General features: G+C 53.7%; 16 protein-coding genes. 10 read left to right on the top strand and 6 right to left on the bottom strand.

Annotated features, from left to right (window positions below):
- Positions 1 to 345, top strand: coding sequence for a gamma-glutamylcyclotransferase family protein (locus AAIG39_RS13910; RefSeq protein ID WP_090081041.1), 345 nt, complete (start codon positions 1 to 3; stop codon positions 343 to 345).
- A 50-nt stretch (positions 346 to 395) separates the two neighbouring features.
- Here the strand turns inward: AAIG39_RS13910 and bla are convergent, their stop codons facing one another.
- The 3 genes from bla to ppa form a co-directional block, all read right to left on the bottom strand.
- Positions 396 to 1250, bottom strand: a complete 855-nt coding sequence (gene bla / locus AAIG39_RS13915; RefSeq protein ID WP_343194118.1) for a class A beta-lactamase — start codon at positions 1248 to 1250, stop codon at positions 396 to 398.
- Positions 1251 to 1425: 175 nt separating this feature from the next.
- Positions 1426 to 3009 (bottom strand): methyl-accepting chemotaxis protein, encoded by a 1584-nt coding sequence (locus AAIG39_RS13920; RefSeq protein ID WP_090081044.1) that lies wholly within the window; start codon positions 3007 to 3009, stop codon positions 1426 to 1428.
- A gap of 262 nt (positions 3010 to 3271) precedes the next feature.
- Entirely contained in the window at positions 3272 to 3802 is a 531-nt protein-coding gene (gene ppa / locus AAIG39_RS13925; protein WP_039077764.1) for an inorganic diphosphatase, read from the bottom strand.
- Between the two features lie 402 nt (positions 3803 to 4204).
- Here ppa and ytfQ point away from each other — a divergent pair, with 402 nt between their 5' ends.
- The 6 genes from ytfQ to AAIG39_RS13955 all read left to right on the top strand — a co-directional run bounded on the left by ytfQ (position 4205) and on the right by AAIG39_RS13955 (position 11068).
- On the top strand, positions 4205 to 5161 hold the full coding sequence (gene ytfQ, locus AAIG39_RS13930) for a galactofuranose ABC transporter substrate-binding protein YtfQ (protein ID WP_090081046.1): 957 nt from the start codon (positions 4205 to 4207) through the stop codon (positions 5159 to 5161).
- A 131-nt stretch (positions 5162 to 5292) separates the two neighbouring features.
- Positions 5293 to 6795, top strand: a complete 1503-nt coding sequence (gene ytfR / locus AAIG39_RS13935; RefSeq protein ID WP_343194119.1) for a galactofuranose ABC transporter, ATP-binding protein YtfR — start codon at positions 5293 to 5295, stop codon at positions 6793 to 6795.
- Positions 6796 to 6805: 10 nt separating this feature from the next.
- Entirely contained in the window at positions 6806 to 7831 is a 1026-nt protein-coding gene (gene ytfT / locus AAIG39_RS13940; protein WP_090081052.1) for a galactofuranose ABC transporter, ATP-binding protein YtfT, read from the top strand.
- Positions 7818 to 8819 (top strand): galactofuranose ABC transporter, permease protein YjfF, encoded by a 1002-nt coding sequence (yjfF, locus tag AAIG39_RS13945; protein WP_090081055.1) that lies wholly within the window; start codon positions 7818 to 7820, stop codon positions 8817 to 8819. The genes ytfT and yjfF overlap by 14 nt, the downstream gene beginning before the upstream one ends.
- Before the next feature lie 108 nt (positions 8820 to 8927).
- On the top strand, positions 8928 to 10493 hold the full coding sequence (locus AAIG39_RS13950) for a methyl-accepting chemotaxis protein (RefSeq protein ID WP_090081057.1): 1566 nt from the start codon (positions 8928 to 8930) through the stop codon (positions 10491 to 10493).
- A gap of 53 nt (positions 10494 to 10546) precedes the next feature.
- Entirely contained in the window at positions 10547 to 11068 is a 522-nt protein-coding gene (locus AAIG39_RS13955; protein ID WP_090081060.1) for a DUF2569 domain-containing protein, read from the top strand.
- A 95-nt stretch (positions 11069 to 11163) separates the two neighbouring features.
- Here the strand turns inward: AAIG39_RS13955 and fbp are convergent, their stop codons facing one another.
- Positions 11164 to 12162: a class 1 fructose-bisphosphatase gene (fbp, locus tag AAIG39_RS13960; RefSeq protein WP_090081061.1), complete on the bottom strand. Its 999-nt coding sequence runs from the start codon at positions 12160 to 12162 to the stop codon at positions 11164 to 11166.
- A 174-nt stretch (positions 12163 to 12336) separates the two neighbouring features.
- Between fbp and mpl the strand changes: the two genes are divergently transcribed.
- Positions 12337 to 13713: a UDP-N-acetylmuramate:L-alanyl-gamma-D-glutamyl-meso-diaminopimelate ligase gene (mpl, locus tag AAIG39_RS13965; RefSeq protein WP_090081063.1), complete on the top strand. Its 1377-nt coding sequence runs from the start codon at positions 12337 to 12339 to the stop codon at positions 13711 to 13713.
- A gap of 109 nt (positions 13714 to 13822) precedes the next feature.
- Here the strand turns inward: mpl and AAIG39_RS13970 are convergent, their stop codons facing one another.
- Positions 13823 to 15031: an aldose 1-epimerase family protein gene (locus AAIG39_RS13970; RefSeq protein WP_343194120.1), complete on the bottom strand. Its 1209-nt coding sequence runs from the start codon at positions 15029 to 15031 to the stop codon at positions 13823 to 13825.
- 319 nt (positions 15032 to 15350) lie between these two features.
- Positions 15351 to 15902, bottom strand: coding sequence for a ribosome biogenesis factor YjgA (yjgA, locus tag AAIG39_RS13975; RefSeq protein WP_047372043.1), 552 nt, complete (start codon positions 15900 to 15902; stop codon positions 15351 to 15353).
- 94 nt (positions 15903 to 15996) lie between these two features.
- Between yjgA and pmbA the strand changes: the two genes are divergently transcribed.
- Together pmbA and cybC are read left to right on the top strand one after the other, a co-directional pair.
- Complete coding sequence (gene pmbA, locus AAIG39_RS13980) at positions 15997 to 17349, top strand: metalloprotease PmbA (RefSeq protein WP_090081068.1); 1353 nt, start codon at positions 15997 to 15999, stop codon at positions 17347 to 17349.
- A gap of 155 nt (positions 17350 to 17504) precedes the next feature.
- Positions 17505 to 17894 (top strand): cytochrome b562, encoded by a 390-nt coding sequence (cybC, locus tag AAIG39_RS13985; protein WP_090081070.1) that lies wholly within the window; start codon positions 17505 to 17507, stop codon positions 17892 to 17894.
- Positions 17895 to 17920: the final 26 nt, after the last annotated feature.

Consider the following 17920-nt stretch of genomic DNA (forward strand, 5'->3'; position numbering starts at 1 on the left):
ATGCGAATATTTGTCTACGGCAGTTTACGACGCAAGCAAGGCAACAGCCACTGGATGACCAATGCTCAGTGGCTGGGCGATCATTGCGTTGAAGATTATCAACTCTACAGTCTGGGGCACTACCCTGGCGCTGTACCGGGTGATGGCAGTGTGCTGGGTGAAGTTTATCGCATTGATGCGGCAACGCTTGGCGAACTGGACGCGCTACGTACCGCTGGGGGTGAATATAAACGTCAGCTTATCCAGACGCCTTATGGCAGCGCCTGGATGTATGTGTACCAACGCCCGGTTGAAGGGAAAAAGTTTATCCCTACCGGCAACTGGTTAGACAGAGACCAGTATTAATACAAACACGCCACCTTCGGGTGGCGTTGTTTTTTTCAGGCGTTGCCCGACTACCAGTGTTTAATCAGCGACGCGCCGATATCGGCAATTTTTTTATTTCGTTCATCCATGGTTGCCTGCGTCCCGGTGATGTAGATAACGACAATGCGGGTTGGTTTGCCGTCGGGCCCCAGCGCCGCAACGATACCGCGCGAGCCTCGTTCACCCGCCCCCGTTTTATCGGCGATATACCAGCCTGACGGCAAGACCGAACGAATCAGCGGACCGCCGACTTTATCCGCTTCCATCCAGGCCATTAACTGCTTCTGTGAGGCGGGCGTCAGTATCTTGCCGGTGAGGAGCTGGCGCAGGATTTGAGCCATGGCCTCGGGCGTCGTCGTATCACGCTCATCGCCAGGCAACGCTTCATTCAACGCGGTTTCCCATCTGTCGAGACGGGTGACCTGATCGCCCGCTTTACGCAAAAAAGCGGTGAGTTCTGAGGGGCCACCGATCGCAGACAACAGCAGGTTGCCCGCTGTGTTATCACTCATCGTGATAGCGGCGCTGCAAAGTTCGGCTACGGTCATCCCGTCGGTAAGATGTTTTTCCGTTACCGGTGAATATTCGACCAGGTCCTGCTGGCGATACCGTATGCGACGGGCAAGCTGCTCCTGTCCGGCATCAACCCGCGATAAGATCGCGCCGCACAGCAGTACCTTAAAGGTGCTCAGCATGGGGAAACGTTCTTGTGGACGATAGCTGCCCAGTATCTGGCCGTTGGCAAGGGCCACTTCGGCGTAGCCCACTCGCGCGTTAAGCTGGTCTTCGGCTTTTTTTACGGTTTCCTGCGTGACCGGGTGAGCAGAAGCGGGCAGGCAAAAAGCAACCAGCAGGGATAAAAGGGGCAGACGAAACCGTGACATAGAGATACGTTTCCTTGTGGCTATTTCGGGGCAACGGAGCAATTAAACAACGGTATGCATTGTAGATGCATGCGTTTATCAATGCGCGCTGGATGAACAATAAGATGAGCACAAACAACGAAGGTGGGGCGAAACAGAGCGCCATTGATCCTAAGCCCAATGGCGCTGCTGGCGGTTACGCGGCGGTTTGCCGCAGTTTGAACTGACTTACGGCTTCTAACAGCTCTTCTGCCTGACGCTGCATCTGATGCGCGGCAGCCGAGGATTGCTGCGACAATGTGGCGTTTTGTTGGGTTGCGGTATCCATATGCGTCACCGCCACGTTCACCTGATCGATGCCGGTGCTCTGCTCTTTGCTGGCGGCGGAAATTGACTCTACCAGCTCGCTCACCTGTTGCACGCTGCGCAAAATGTCGGTCATTGCTGAACCGGCGCTTTGTACCTGCGCGTTCCCTTCGGCGATACGGTTAACGGAATTGTCGATCAGGTTACGAATATCCCGCGCCGCAGAGGCTGAACGCTGTGCCAGCGCCCGGACTTCGGCAGCAACGACGGCGAAACCACGGCCTTCGGCCCCGGCTCGTGCGGCTTCGACGGCGGCATTCAGCGCCAGGATATTGGTCTGGAAGGCAATACTGTCAATCACACCGATGATGTTATTAATCTGGCTGGAGAGCTGGTGGATATCACTCATGGTTTGCACCACGCGCTCCACGGCTTGCCCGCCCTGGCCCGCAATAGTGAAAGCGTCGCGGGCGATAGTACTGGCAAAGCGCGAGTTTTCGGCATTGCTTTTCACTACCGAAGTCAGCTCCTCCATGGAGGCGGCCGTCTGTTCCAGCGCACTGGCCTGCGCCTCGTTACGTGACGAGAGTTCCCGGCTACCGGTGGCAATTTGTACCGACGCCGAGGCAATGGATTCGGTGCTGTGGCGAACACCGTGCACGATACGGGTCAGATTACCGTTCATCTCCTGCAAGGCGTGCATCAGTTCGGCTGTCTCGTCGCGACCTGAAATGCTAAATGTTGTCTGCAAATCACCGGAGGCCACCGTGCGGGCAACGGTAACGGCCTGTGCCAGGGGATGGGTGATGCTGCGAACCAGCCACCAGGTGATAATCCCACCGGCCAGCATGGTCAGCGCCATGGCAATCAGCAACATCAGGCGGGTCTGCTGATACTGCGCCAGGTTGCGCGCATCCGTCTCCACATGAATGGCACTGGCATGCTCCAGCGTGCGTGCGACCACTTCGTCAATCATACGCGTCGGCTCGCGGTCGATACCGGCCACCAGTTTATCGACGCGCTGGGCACTGGTGGGGTCGGTCAAATCGTATTGCTGTATCGCGCTCAGGTAATGCGCTTCGAGCTCAGCATGGAGCTTGCGAGTCTGTTCAACCTGCGCGTTATTCATCCCCAGCTGTGGCAACATCGCGCTCAGTTTTTCCAGCAGTTGCTGTGTTTTTTGACTCTGAGAAACGAAGGCGGCTTTGTATTTGTCAAAAGCCTCTTGCCCCTGAGAGCCGCGTAGCAGCGTGTTCTTCCACTCCTGAACCTGGATTTTGAACTGCACCTGGGCGTTACGTGCGGTATCAATGCTCTCGACGAGCACTTTTTCCGTTGCCATCATTTTCTGATTCTGCCCGAAGCTATCACTGTTTATCGCCAGGCCGCGCAAGCCGATAAACAGCGTTGCCAGCAGTAACAGTGTTGCCATCAGGCCGAGTCGTTGCCCAATTGTGAAGTGATTAAGTTTCATGTTGTTCCCCGGTGGAATAAAAGATCACGGCCACAAAAGGGGTATCGACCCGTATCAGGTGGACTTTACAGCGGTCAGAGGGCGGTAGTGGGGCTGGTTTGGCTTATATTGTTCAAACGCATGGGAAAAGAATTTTGTGACATTTTTATGACAATTTAAGGAGCGGGCGCTGAAAGGGCAGGAACAGAGAGGGCAGAAAAAAAGAGATAAAAAAAACCCTGTCCGCAGGTATCCACGTTCAGGGTTTTTCAGATAAAACGGATTACTTCTTCGCAGCGCGCTCGAAGGAAGCAACGATTTCCGCTTTAGCGGCTTCAGCGTTGTCCCAGCCGTCTACTTTCACCCATTTGCCTTTTTCGAGATCTTTATAGTGCTCGAAGAAGTGAGTGATCTGTGCTTTCAGCAGTTCCGGCAGGTCGTTCACATCTTTAATGTGATCGTACTCTTTGCTCAGTTTGGTGTGCGGTACGGCAACCAGTTTGGCATCTTCACCAGACTCGTCGGTCATTTTCAGCACGCCTACCGGGCGGCAGCGAATCACAGAGCCGGGTTCCAGCGGATACGGCGTTGGGACCAGCACGTCTACCGGGTCACCGTCCAGAGACAGGGTGTGGTTGATGTAGCCGTAGTTGCACGGATAGAACATCGCAGTGGACATGAAACGGTCAACGAACAGCGCTCCGCTGTCTTTATCGACTTCGTATTTGATCGGATCTGCGTTAGCCGGGATTTCGATAATAACGTAGATATCTTCTGGCAGATCTTTGCCCGCCGGGACGTTGAGTAAGCTCATGTTTGTTTCCTTTAAAATGTGTGGCAAACAAGTGCCGGGTATTATAGCCAACTCATCGGGAATGTCTTTGCTTGTTTTACGTTGCGACACGGCTGGCCCCTCGTTTTTATTCTGAAAACGTAGCCGGATTATCCATAAAGATAGCCGCATCCTGAATAAAATTGTGGAAGCGATTACACCGGGCAAACGTGACATGGCTTTGAATGAAAATTTGTGTCTTTTCAAAGCATGATGCAGAGGTGATCGAGCTGTCTCTTTTCGCGCGCCAGATCTCAACTGACAACTAACAATTCATTCACTTTTCTGATTTGTGATGTAACGCATTCTGTTACATCTCTAATTGTCTATAGTTTTCCCCGCAGGCGAAGTTGTAGCCAACAATAACCCTACGAGGATACCCCTATGTGGAAGCGCTTACTTCTTGTCACAGCAGTTTCAGCAGCCATGTCGTCTATGGCGATGGCCGCCCCGTTAACCGTGGGATTTTCGCAGGTCGGATCTGAATCCGGCTGGCGAGCAGCCGAAACCAACGTCGCTAAAAGCGAAGCTCAAAAACGCGGTATTACCCTGAAAATCGCTGACGGTCAGCAAAAACAGGAAAACCAAATCAAAGCGGTGCGTTCGTTCATTGCCCAGGGCGTGGACGCCATCTTTATTGCGCCTGTGGTAGCGACAGGCTGGGAACCGGTGCTGAAAGAAGCTAAAGATGCAAAAATCCCGGTATTCCTGCTCGACCGTTCGATTGATGTAAAAGATAAATCCCTCTATATGACCACCGTTACCGCCGATAACGTCCTGGAAGGCAAACTGATTGGCGACTGGCTGGTGAAAACCGTCGCGGGCAAACCTTGTAACGTGGTTGAACTGCAGGGCACCGTCGGCGCGAGCGTGGCTATTGATCGTAAGAAAGGCTTTGCCGAAGCCATTTCCAAAGCATCCAACATCAAAATTATTCGTTCTCAGTCCGGCGACTTCACCCGCAGTAAAGGGAAAGAGGTCATGGAAAGCTTTATCAAAGCAGAGAACAACGGCAAAAACATTTGCATGGTTTATGCCCATAACGATGACATGGTGATCGGTGCAATTCAGGCCATCAAAGAAGCCGGCCTGAAACCGGGCAAAGACATCCTGACGGGTTCCATTGACGGCGTGCCGGATATCTACAAAGCGATGATCGACGGTGAAGCCAATGCCAGCGTGGAGCTGACGCCGAACATGGCCGGACCGGCGTTTGATGCGCTGGAGAAATTCAAAAAAGACGGCACCATGCCTGAGAAGCTGACTATCACCAAATCCACACTCTACCTGCCGGATACGGCGAAAGAAGAGTTAGAGAAAAAGAAAAACATGGGCTACTAAGCCGCTGATACCCTCACCTTAACCTTTCTTTCAAAAAAGAGGGGGCTGTCTGGTGAGGGTACGTCTGCTTGTCGGCACGATATGTCCCCTCTCCCCAACGGGGAGAGGGCAAGGGTGAGGGGGAGAACATCATGACCACCGAACAACACCAGGAGATCCTCCGTACTGAGGGGCTTTGCCAGTACTTCCCGGGCGTTAAAGCGCTGGATAACGTCAATTTCAGTCTGCGTCGGGGCGAAATCATGGCGTTACTCGGTGAAAACGGTGCGGGAAAATCCACGCTGATTAAAGCTTTAACGGGCGTCTACCATGCAAACAGCGGCACCATCTGGCTGGAAGGTAACGAAATCCGGCCTAAAAACACTGCCCATGCCCAGCAACTGGGCATCGGTACGGTGTATCAGGAGGTCAACCTGCTGCCGAACATGTCGGTAGCGGATAATCTGTTTATTGGACGCGAACCGCGTCCTTTCGGCTTTATATGCCGCAAAGAGATGGAAAGACGTGCCACCGAGTTAATGGCGTCTTACGGTTTTTCCCTCGACGTGCGCGAGCCGCTCAACCGTTATTCCGTCGCCATGCAGCAGATTGTGGCGATCTGCCGTGCCATCGATCTCTCTGCCAAAGTGCTCATCCTGGATGAACCTACCGCCAGCCTGGATACTCAGGAAGTGGAAATGCTCTTCACCCTGATGCGCCAGCTCCGCGAGCAAGGTGTTGCGCTGATTTTCGTGACCCACTTCCTTGACCAGGTTTACGAGGTGAGCGACCGCATCACCGTTCTGCGTAATGGTGGCTTTGTGGGCTGTCGCGAAACGCGAGAACTGCCACAAATCGAGCTGGTAAAAATGATGCTGGGGCGCGAGCTGGACAATAACGCCCTGCAACGTGCGGGACGTACCCTGTTGAGCGAAAAACCCGTCGCGGCATTTAAAGATTTCGGTAAGAAAGGGTTGATAGCGCCGTTCGATCTGGAGGTTCGTCCTGGTGAGATCGTCGGGCTGGCGGGACTACTGGGTTCCGGGCGCACCGAAACCGCCGAGGTCATTTTTGGCATTAAGCCTGCCGACAGTGGCAGTGCGATGATCAAGGGCAAGCCGCAGACGCTGCGCTCACCGCATCAGGCCTCCTGCCTCGGAATCGGTTTTTGTCCTGAAGACCGTAAAACGGACGGCATTATTGCCGCCGCGTCCGTGCGGGAAAATATTGTTCTTGCGTTGCAGGCGCAGCGCGGATGGCTACGGCCCATTCCCCGGCGCGATCAGAATGCCATCGCTGAGCGTTTTATCCGCCAGTTGGGGATCCGCACGCCGAGTGCGGAGCAACCGATAGAGTTTCTCTCCGGCGGCAACCAGCAGAAGGTGCTCCTTTCCCGCTGGCTGCTGACCAAACCGCAGTTCCTGATCCTCGATGAGCCAACGCGCGGCATCGACGTCGGAGCGCATGCGGAAATCATCCGCCTGATTGAAACGTTGTGCGCGGACGGCCTGGCGCTACTGGTTATCTCTTCGGAACTCGAAGAGCTGGTGGGCTACGCTGACCGGGTAATTATCATGCGCGATCGCAAGCAAATAGCGGAGATCCCGCTTGCTGAGCTCTCGGTCCCGGCGATCATGAATGCCATTGCGGCATAAGGAGTACTGTGTGATGCCTCAATCACTCCCGCAAACCGGGCAGCCGAAGCGCCACTTTAAGTGGCCCACAGGGACGCCACAACTGTTGGCGCTAATTCTGGTACTGGTGGTGGATAGCCTGGTGGCCCCCCATTTCTTCCAGATTGTGTTACAGGATGGGCGCCTGTTCGGCAGCCCGATTGATATTCTCAACCGCGCCGCGCCCGTGGCGTTACTGGCCATTGGTATGACGCTTGTGATCGCGACGGGGGGGATCGATCTCTCTGTCGGCGCGGTAATGGCCATCGCCGGGGCAACCGCCGCATCAATGACCGTGGCCGGATATGGATTGCCGATAGTGCTGCTTGCCGCGCTGGGTACGGGGATTCTCGCTGGTCTGTGGAACGGTGTTCTGGTTGCGATTTTAAAGATCCAGCCGTTCGTCGCCACGCTGATTTTGATGGTAGCCGGGCGCGGGGTGGCGCAACTGATTACCTCCGGGCAAATCGTCACGTTTAACGCGCCAAATCTGGCCTGGATTGGTAGCGGTAAGCTGCTCCTGTTCCCGACACCGGTCATCATTGCATTGGCCACCCTGATTATCTTCTGGCTGTTTACCCGTAAAACGGCGCTGGGCATGTTTATTGAAGCGGTGGGGATTAATATCCGCGCGGCGAAAAATGCCGGGGTGAATACCCGCACTGTGGTGATGCTGGCCTATGTGTTAAGCGGCGTGTGTGCGGCTATTGCCGGGGTGATTGTGGCGGCGGATATCCGTGGGGCTGATGCCAACAACGCCGGTCTTTGGCTGGAGCTGGATGCCATCCTCGCCGTGGTGATTGGCGGTGCATCGCTAATGGGCGGACGCTTTAACCTTGTGCTGTCGGTGGTAGGGGCTCTGATTATTCAGGGCATGAATACAGGGATTTTGCTCTCCGGCTTCCAGCCAGAGCTTAACCAGGTGGTGAAAGCGGTGGTGGTGCTGTGCGTACTGATTGTTCAGTCGCCGCGCTTTATCGCACTGATTAAAGGAGCGCGCGGTCATGATAAAACGTAATTTACCGCTGATGATCACCCTGGGCGTTTTTATCCTTGGGTATCTCTACTGTCTGACGCAGTTTCCCGGCTTTGCGTCCACACGTGTTATCTGCAACATTCTGACCGATAACGCTTTCCTGGGGATTATCGCTGTCGGTATGACCTTTGTGATTCTCTCCGGCGGGATAGATCTCTCCGTGGGCTCGGTGATTGCCTTCACGGGGGTGTTTTTGGCGAAGGCCATCGGCTTCTGGGGGATATCGCCGCTGGTGGCTTTCCCGCTGGTGCTGGTGATGGGCTGCGCGTTTGGCGCATTCATGGGGCTTTTGATCGACGCGCTGAAAATTCCGGCGTTCATCATTACCCTGGCCGGGATGTTCTTTTTACGCGGTGTCAGTTATCTGGTCTCCGAAGAGTCGATCCCGATTAACCATCCGGTGTATGACACGCTGTCCGGGCTGTCATGGTTGATTCCCGGCGGTGGGCGTCTGAGTGCCATGGGGCTGCTGATGTTAGGAGTGGTGGTCATCGGTATTTTCCTTGCCCATCGAACCCGTTTTGGCAATGAAGTGTATGCCATTGGCGGCAATGCAACGTCGGCGAACCTGATGGGGATCTCAACTCGCAGTACCACCATTCGTATCTATATGCTCTCCACCGGGCTGGCAACGCTGGCAGGTATTGTCTTTTCTGTCTACACCCAGGCGGGTTATGCGCTGGCCGGTGTCGGGGTTGAGCTGGATGCAATTGCCTCGGTAGTGATTGGCGGTACGCTGCTGAGCGGCGGTGTGGGCACGGTACTGGGTACGCTGTTCGGTGTAGCGATTCAGGGGCTAATCCAAACCTATATCAATTTTGACGGAACACTGAGTTCCTGGTGGACCAAAATCGCGATCGGCATTTTATTGTTTATTTTTATCGCGTTACAACGTGGTCTTACGGTGCTGTGGGAGAATCGCCAGAGCTCGCCTGTTACACGTGTTAGCACGGCAGCAACAAGGCAGTAACACATTGAAATAATTAAAAAGAAGTAAAGTTTTTCCGGTGGCGGTCGATAACCTGCCAATGAGGCTTATTTTACGCCTGAAAGAATCTCTGCTACCGGAAAAACTATCATGCTCAGAACGCTCTCGCTTCGTACTGGTTTGCTTTCCCTTCTCGCTATTATGACTTTCCTGCTGCTGGTGGTAAGCGGCATCGGAATTTATGCCCTCAGCAAAAGCTCATCCTCCCTGGAACGTATCAGCGTTCTGCAAGGCGAGAAAATGGCGCGCCTCAATCAAGGCTATACGCAAATTCTGCGTGCGCGTAACGAGTCGGGTCAGGCCGTACGAATGATGGAAGTGGGCCTGCTTGCTGACGCAGGCAGTGCGGTAAAAATCATTAATGGTGAAATTGAGCAGGGACGTAAAGCGCTGGACAGCGTCATTAAAGCGGGCGTGGATGACGACCAGGGAGCCGCGCTGCTGGCTCAGGTTGCAAAAAGCTACGCTATTTACCTGGATCAGGGCATCAAACCGATGCAGGCAGCGTTAAACCAACAGAGTGCGGATGCTTATTATGATCTGCTGGAGAGCAAACTAGTTCCGGTTTCCCGTCAGTTTGATAACGATATCCAGGCGTTCCTGACCTGGGGCGAAAACCGTGGCAAAGCCGAGGTAAGTGCGGTCCAGTCGAGCAAAAATTTTGTGATGATGCTGATTGTCGTTGTTGCACTGGCGGCGGCGGGCATTATCGTGCTGGCCTGGCTGGCACTGCGTCATATGCTACTTAAGCCGCTCGATGCGTCGATTGTACAACTGGAGCACGTTGCCGCCGGCGATCTGGCCTCGGTGAGCCTCAGTAGCGCCAGTAAAGAATTTAACCGTCTGAATACGGCGATTGAGAACATGCGTCACTCGTTGATCAGTTCCGTTACCCGCGTACGTGACGCCAGCTCGCAAATCGATACCGGCAGCCGTGAATTGTCGCTGGGTAACGTCGATCTGGCGCAACGTACTGAATCAACGGCCACATCGCTGGAACAGACAGCTGCCAGCATGGAAGAGATTACCGCCACGGTAAAACAGAATGCGGATAACGCCGACCAGGCGCATCAACTGGCGAAATCGGTCTCTGATACTGCCGATCGCGGCAGTGAGATGGTCTGCTACGTAATTGAGAAGATGCGCGACATTTCCGACAGCTCCAGCCGCATTGCCGATATTCTCAGCATGATTGACAGCATTGCCTTCCAGACCAACATCCTGGCGCTGAATGCCGCCGTTGAAGCGGCCCGGGCAGGGGAGCAAGGGCGCGGCTTTGCGGTGGTGGCTGGCGAAGTGCGTAATCTGGCGAGCCGTAGCGCTGATGCGGCTAAAGAGATCCGTCAGCTTATTAGCAGCTCACAGGCTCATGTATCAGAGGGTAGCGATCTGGCGATGCAGGCAGGCGAAACGATGGATGAGATTGCGTCAGAGGTCATGCGTATGACGAAGCTGATGCGTGAGATTGCCAGCGCGTCGCAGGAGCAGAGTCGTGGCATTGAGCAGGTGAATATTGCTGTCAGTCAGATGGACGAAACGGCACAGCAAAACGCCTCTCTGGTGCAGCAATCTTCCGCCGCGACCCGTTCGCTGGAAGAGCAGTCCCGCGAATTACTGGAGGCGATGGCCTCTTTCCGTTTGCAGCCAACTGCATAATAATTTGCCCTGCGCAGGTTCGCGCGGGGCTATTTTATACAGGGTAAGGATAGATGGACACACAGGAAGAGATCAGAAAACACATTTGTATTCAGTGCGATAACGAAGCGATTAAAGGCAGCGATTACTGCGAAGCGTGTGAGGCCAAAGAATTTAAGAAAATTGGTGGTTGGTTGTATCTTCCCGCGCTGGGGCTGCTTGTGGCGCTAGTCATGAGTATTTTGGCCATTAATAATACCGCGCGTGCGCTACTGCAATTCAGCAGCAGCTTTACCACCACGGGGCTGGCGGTCATTTACTTTGAGCTCTTTGGTTTTATCGGACAGTTTCTGCTAACGATTTATGTGGGCAGTCTCTTTTTGCGCAAAAAGCGTCAGTTACCGCTTACTTACATCGTTTTTCTTCTGTACGGCGTGGTGTTTGTGGGCGTCGATTTATGGCTGGCGAACGCGCTGATGAATCTTCCGATTGACTATGACGACACCCGTTCTCTGATTCGTGCGATTGTCGCTTGCTGTATCTGGATACCTTATTTCCGGGTATCTGAACGAGTAAAACGGACTTTTGTGCATTAAAAAATGCCGCGCCGGGCAACCCGGATGCGGCATTATGGCTCTATGCGGGCTCGTAGCCCGGGTAAGCGAAGCTAACCCGGGACCAGATGCCGCGTTTACGCGTCCGGGAACTCACGCATAAAACGTTCGACATCATCTACCATATGTTCATTCCCAACGAAGAACGGGCGACGCTGGTGCAGGCTTTCCGGCACGATATCCAGAATACGGTTTTTACCGTCACTCGCTTTACCGCCAGCTTGTTCCGCCAGGAACGCCATCGGGTTGCACTCATAGAGCAGACGCAGCTTCCCTTCCGGATGGCTCGCAGTGCTCGGGTACAGATAGATACCGCCTTTGAGCAGGTTTCGATGGAAATCCGCCACCAGTGAACCGATGTAGCGCGTGGTGTAAGGGCGTTGGGTGGACTTATCCTCTTCCTGACAGAATTTGAGATATTTCTTCACGCCCAGAGGGAATTTGATGTAGTTGCCTTCGTTGATGGAGTAAGTGTTTCCTTTTTCCGGGAAGCGCATACGCTCCTGACACAGGCAGAACACACCCAAAGAGGGGTCATAGGTGAAGGCATGTACGCCACAACCAGTGGTGTACACCAGCATGGTGGACGAGCCGTAAACTACATAGCCCGCGGCAACCTGCTTGCTACCCGGCTGCAGGAAATCTTCTTCGGTGACAGGCGTGCCTACCGGCGTAACACGACGGTAGATAGAGAAGATGGTACCAACAGAAACGTTAACATCGATATTGCTGGAGCCGTCCAGTGGATCCATGAGCACAACATATTTCGCGTGTTCGCAGCCTTCGAATACGACGATTTCGTCTTCTTCCTCAGAGGCAATACCCGCGACAATGTCTCGCGCCCGCAGCGCGGCTTTCAGTTTTTCATTGGCAAACAGGTCGAGTTTTTGTTGCACCTCTCCCTGGACGTTTTCGGCGCCACTGGCACCCAGGATATCAACCAGACCCGCTTTGTTGATATCCCTGTGGATGATTTTGGCACCCAGTTTTATTGCCGAGAGCAGTGCAGTCAGCTCACCGGTAGCATGAGAAAATTCATGCTGCTTTTCGACAATAAATTCACCTAACGTTTTCATACCCTGTCCCTACGTTTTATATGGAGTAATGTCACTGCAACAATATTAACAAAGATTCAAATGCTCGCGCACAGGTGAATCGCGCCAGCACAATACGGATTATCCTGAAATGCATTTCCGTCATATGAGACAAGAGGGTAAAATGTGCGCCGTAAATAAGAAGGATAGAGACGAATGCGCATTCATATTTTGGGGATTTGTGGCACCTTCATGGGTGGTCTGGCGCTGCTGGCGCGCTCACTGGGCCATGAGGTAACGGGTTCGGACGCCAATGTGTATCCGCCGATGAGCACCCTGCTTGAGAAGCAAGGCATTGAACTTATTCAGGGTTACGACGCAAGCCAGCTTGATAACACACCGGATCTGGTCATCATTGGCAACGCGATGACGCGCGGCAATCCGTGTGTGGAAGCGGTGCTGGAAAAAAACATTCCGTATGTTTCAGGCCCGCAATGGCTGCATGACTTTGTGCTGCGTGACCGTTGGGTACTGGCGGTGGCAGGAACACACGGTAAAACGACTACGGCAGGTATGGCAACCTGGATTCTGGAAGCCTGCGGCTATAAACCCGGATTTGTCATTGGCGGCGTACCGGGAAATTTCGAGGTTTCCGCTCGCTTAGGGGAAAGCCCGTTCTTCGTCATCGAAGCCGACGAATATGACTGCGCGTTTTTCGATAAGCGTTCGAAATTTGTACATTACTGCCCGCGTACGCTGATCCTCAATAACCTTGAGTTCGATCACGCGGACATCTTCGACGATCTGAAAGCGATCCAGAAACAGTTCCACCACCTGGTGCGTATTGTGCCGGGGCAGGGCAAGATCATCTGGCCTGAAAACGACATCAACCTGAAACAGACGATGGCGATGGGCTGCTGGAGCGAGCAAGAACTGGTGGGCGAACAGGGCCACTGGCAGGCAAAAAAACTGACCACCGATGCGTCTGAATGGGAAGTACTGCTGGACGGTGAATCAGTCGGGCAGGTGAAGTGGGGTCTGGTAGGCGAACACAATATGCATAACGGCCTGATGGCGATTGCCGCTGCCCGTCATGTTGGTGTTGCGCCAGCCGACGCTGCCGATGCGTTGGGCTCGTTCGTGAATGCCCGTCGTCGCCTTGAACTGCGCGGAGAAGCGCACGGCGTTAAAGTGTATGACGACTTCGCGCACCATCCGACGGCGATTCTGGCGACGCTGGCTGCCCTGCGCAGCAAAGTGGGCGGTACAGCGCGCATTATTGCCGTACTGGAACCGCGCTCGAACACTATGAAAATGGGTATCTGCAAGGACGATCTGGCACCGTCCCTGGGGCGTGCCGATGAAGTCTTCCTGTTACAGCCTCAGCATATTCCATGGCAGGTAGCGGAAGTGGCTGACGCCTGTGTGGTGCCTGCCCACTGGAGCGGCGATGTCGATGCGCTGGCAGAGATGATCCTCAAAACGGCGATGCCAGGCGATCACATTCTGGTGATGAGCAATGGCGGATTTGGCGGTATTCATCAAAAACTGCTGGATGGGCTGGCGAAGAAAGCCGAAGCAGCCGCAGAGTAATTGACCTGCTTGTCGTGCGACTGAGAGGACGGTTGTGCAGACATTAAGCGTGAGTTGATATGTGCAGAAAACCGCGCCACCTGATGGGAATGGCGCGGTTTTTTTATGCTTACTCTTTGGCGATTGGGGTGTCGATAATCTGTGGCGCTTTATTACCCTGAATATCGGCAACACGTTTTTCCACATCCTTAACCTGGCTTGCGTTATGCAGCAGGGTGTAGGTCAAATCGAAACGGGTGCTCTGGCCCGGCTCAAGTTTCTTCACGCGTTTCTGTTCGCGCTCAATGGTTACCGGATAGGCGTAGCTGGTGCCCGGCTCAATCCCGGTCACATAGCCCTGTTTCAGCGTGTCGGTATTTTTCCACAGCGTCAGCACCGGCAACTGCTGCGTGTTAAAGCTGATAGCCGCCCCTTTATTGCCGGCTTTGTTAATCACCGCTGCCACGGTCTCTTTACGTGCGTCAGCCAGCGGTTTGAAGTTGAATACCATTTCATCGAAGCCTTTGGTCGGCCCGCTGTAGGTTTGCCAGTTTTTCAGTCCGGCTTTGGCGTAATCGTTGAACGGGCTGACGCTCTCGACCGGAGCGATAAAGCGCGCACCCTCTTCCAGAATCGGCGTGCCGAAGTTGCTGTGATAGATGATTTGGTAGTCGTGCGCGTAATCCGCATGGTTGGTTAGCACATCATGCAGAGTAAAGCTGTTGCTGCCCGGAATGTAGCTCAACTCCATTTCGGTCTGCAGATCGGCTTTTTTGAAGGTGCTCTCTTTTACCAGCCCACGAATGCGAATCTCATATGGTGCTTTCTCGCTGACATCCACGGAAACCTGTGAGGCCGGGGTGTTGCCTGCTTTGCCATGCAGGGTATAAATCTGCCCGTCAGCGGTGACCGGATGGCCGGTCCATTCATAGCCGCAGCGCACCAGCATTTCATTGAATCCTTCCAGCCATCCCAGGCCATTGCGGCTTTCCAGATTCATATACGCCGGGTTAACCACCTCTTTTACCGGTGAATCCCAGCCCATCCGAACGCCAAAACCTTCAACACGGAGCAAATTCATGCCGCGTGTCGGACTCAGGGTGATTGTCAGGCCATTCTGGCTGTTGATAGTGATGATTTTACTGCCTTCCTGCTTGCCGCCGTGCAGGACTTTTTGCTCAATGCTGAAAGTCTGATCTTTAATTTTCAGCTGCTGGCTGGTGACCTGCCAGTTTCCTTGTTCTACACCGCTTTCAGCACTTGTCAGCAACCATGTCTTTGCGCAGACATTGCCAGAGATAAGCAGAGCGAGGGTAGATAATACCAGGGCTTTTTTCATTTTTATTCCTTTTTGCTGAATCGATTATTTTTGTGACCTCTGAAATCTAATAATTGCCGATGCCAAAAAATGTGATCCGTTTCATCTGGTGTAAAAAGGCACGCTTTAGTGATCAAAAACCTGATATTGATCGCTTTGATCTATGTAACGATGCAGTTTTATACATAGATCTTGTGAGATGTGCAGATTTTTGCTTTAACGATTCAGCTTTTATGGTGCGTAATTACCAGCCAAACGATAGTCGCCGGGGAAGCGTTGCAAAATGCGGAGTGGGGGAAGCAAAAGCGATGTGCGGGGCGAGCCGCACATCCGGGAGAGATTACTCTGCGGCTTCGGAAAGCTCGCGCAGGTACTGGAAAATCAAACGCGCAGATTTTGGTGGTTTGTTTCCTTCTTTCTCTTTCTTTGCGTTGCGGATAAGCGTGCGCAATTGCTGACGGTCTGCGTCCGGCCACAAGCCTAACACTTCCGCAATGGCATCATCGCCTTCCTCAATCAGGCGGTCGCGAAGCTGTTCCAGTTTGTGGAAAAACGCCACCTGTTGGTTATGGCGGTTTTTCAGCTTATCCAGCGCCTGGCGAATTGGCTCAACGTCACGTTGACGCAACAATTTACCAATCAGTTGTAACTGACGGCGGCGACCTTCCATCTTAATGCGCTGCGCCAGTTCAACGGCGTCACGCAGGTCCTGGTCGAGCGGGATTTTCTCCAGCGCGTTTTTACCCAGGTCTACCAGTTCCGCGCCCAGGCGTTTTAATTCCTCGGCGTCGCGTTTAATTTCACTCTTACTGACCCAGATGATCTCATCATCTTCGTCCTCGATGTCGTCACCGGGAACGTCGTCGAGCCAGTCGTCGGGCTGCTTTGTCATCTCAGGTTCCTCAAAAAAGAGGCTAATGTTACCAGTTAAGGGGCGCACTGAAAAACGGTTCTCTGTTAGACTTCAAAGATTCTCTCCTCTAATTATGGCATTGGCGATGAAAGTAATCACACAAGTTGCACAACAACGCAAAGCACTGGAAGAAGCGGTTTCTACCGCGCTGGAGTTGGCCTCCGCAAAAGCGGATGGTGCGGAAGTGTCTGTCAGCAAGACCACCGGGATCAGCGTCAGCACGCGCTACGGTGAAGTGGAGAACGTAGAATTTAACAGCGATGGGGCGTTGGGGATTACGGTTTATCATCAAAACCGTAAGGGCAGCGCGTCGTCTACCGATTTAAGCCCGGATGCTATTGCCCGCACCGTGCAGGCGGCGCTCGATATTGCCCGCTACACCTCGCCGGATCCCTGTGCCGGGGTGGCCGATAAAGAGCTGCTGGCCTTTGACGCCCCCGATCTGGATCTCTTCCACCCGGCGGAAGTCTCCCCGGATGAAGCCATTGAGCTGGCTTCACGCGCAGAACAGGCGGCGCTGAAAGCGGACAAACGCATTAACAACACCGAAGGCGGCAGCTTCAATAGCCACTACGGTATTAAAGTCTTCGGCAATAGCCACGGCATGCTGCAGGGCTATGCTTCTACGCGCCACTCGCTCTCGAGCTGCGTTATCGCCGAAGAGAACGGGGATATGGAACGCGATTACGCTTACAGCATTAGCCGTGATATTCGCGATTTGCAAAGCCCTGAGTGGGTGGGCGAAGAGTGCGCGCGTCGTACGTTATCGCGTCTTGCTCCGCGTAAACTCTCGACCATGAAAGCGCCGGTCATTTTTGGTCATGAAGTGGCGACCGGTCTGTTCGGGCATCTGGTCGGGGCGATTGCGGGTGGGTCGGTTTATCGCAAATCCACCTTCCTGCTCGACTCGCTGGGTAAGCAAATTCTGCCGGAATGGCTGACCATTGAAGAACATCCGCATTTACTGAAAGGGCTGGCGTCTACGCCCTTTGACAGTGAAGGGGTGCGCACTGAACGTCGCGACATCATCAAAGATGGCGTATTAACGCAGTGGCTGCTGACTAACTACTCCGCACGTAAGCTGGGGCTAAAAAGTACCGGGCACGCGGGCGGGATCCACAACTGGCGGATCGCCGGGCGCGGCCTGAGTTTTGAGCAACTGCTCAGACAAATGGGCACTGGTCTGGTTGTTACCGAACTGATGGGGCAGGGTGTCAGCGGCATTACCGGCGACTACTCGCGCGGTGCGGCGGGTTTCTGGGTGGAAAATGGTGAAATTCAGTATCCGGTAAGTGAGATCACTATTGCAGGAAATCTGAAAGATATGTGGCGTAATATCGTTACGATTGCTGACGATATCGAAACACGTAGCAATATTCAGTGTGGTTCAGTGTTGTTACCGGAGATGAAAATCGCCGGTCAGTAACGCCCGTCATAATTCTGATTGCAGGTGCGCAGGCTGCACGTGCCCACCCCAGTCGCTTACCCGGTAAGTGGCTGGCATTTACGTGTTTGCCGCTTGCCTGAAATTCGGGTTATTCAGGGTCTGGCTTTTTTTAATAATAAAAAAGGAAGTGAGCAATGCGGAAAAAACTGCTGGCGATGTTAGCTGTCTCTACCCTTGTCCTGAGTTCGGCACATGTCTTTGCTGCCGATCTTGAAGATGACATGGACACCCTCAACAAAAACCTCCAGGTTGTCGAAAAATCGGATGACGCCGCCACCATCAAAGATGCGTTAACCAAAATGCGCACGGCTGCCGAAGACGCACAAAAAGCGACACCGCCGAAGCTGGAAGGCAAAGCGCCGGACAGCCCGGAAATGAAAGACTACCACCAGGGGATGCAAACGCTGATCGGGCAAATCGACGGCGCGCTGAAACTGGCGAACGAAGGCAAAGTCAAAGAAGCAAAAGCGGCGGCTGAGGATTTCAAAGCCACCCGCAACAGCAACCACAAGAAGTTCCGCTAAGTATCCCGAAGCGGGGCATATGCCCC

Source organism: Phytobacter palmae, assembly GCF_039409775.1.
In the GTDB taxonomy this organism is placed as follows: Bacteria; Pseudomonadota; Gammaproteobacteria; order Enterobacterales; family Enterobacteriaceae; genus Phytobacter; species Phytobacter palmae.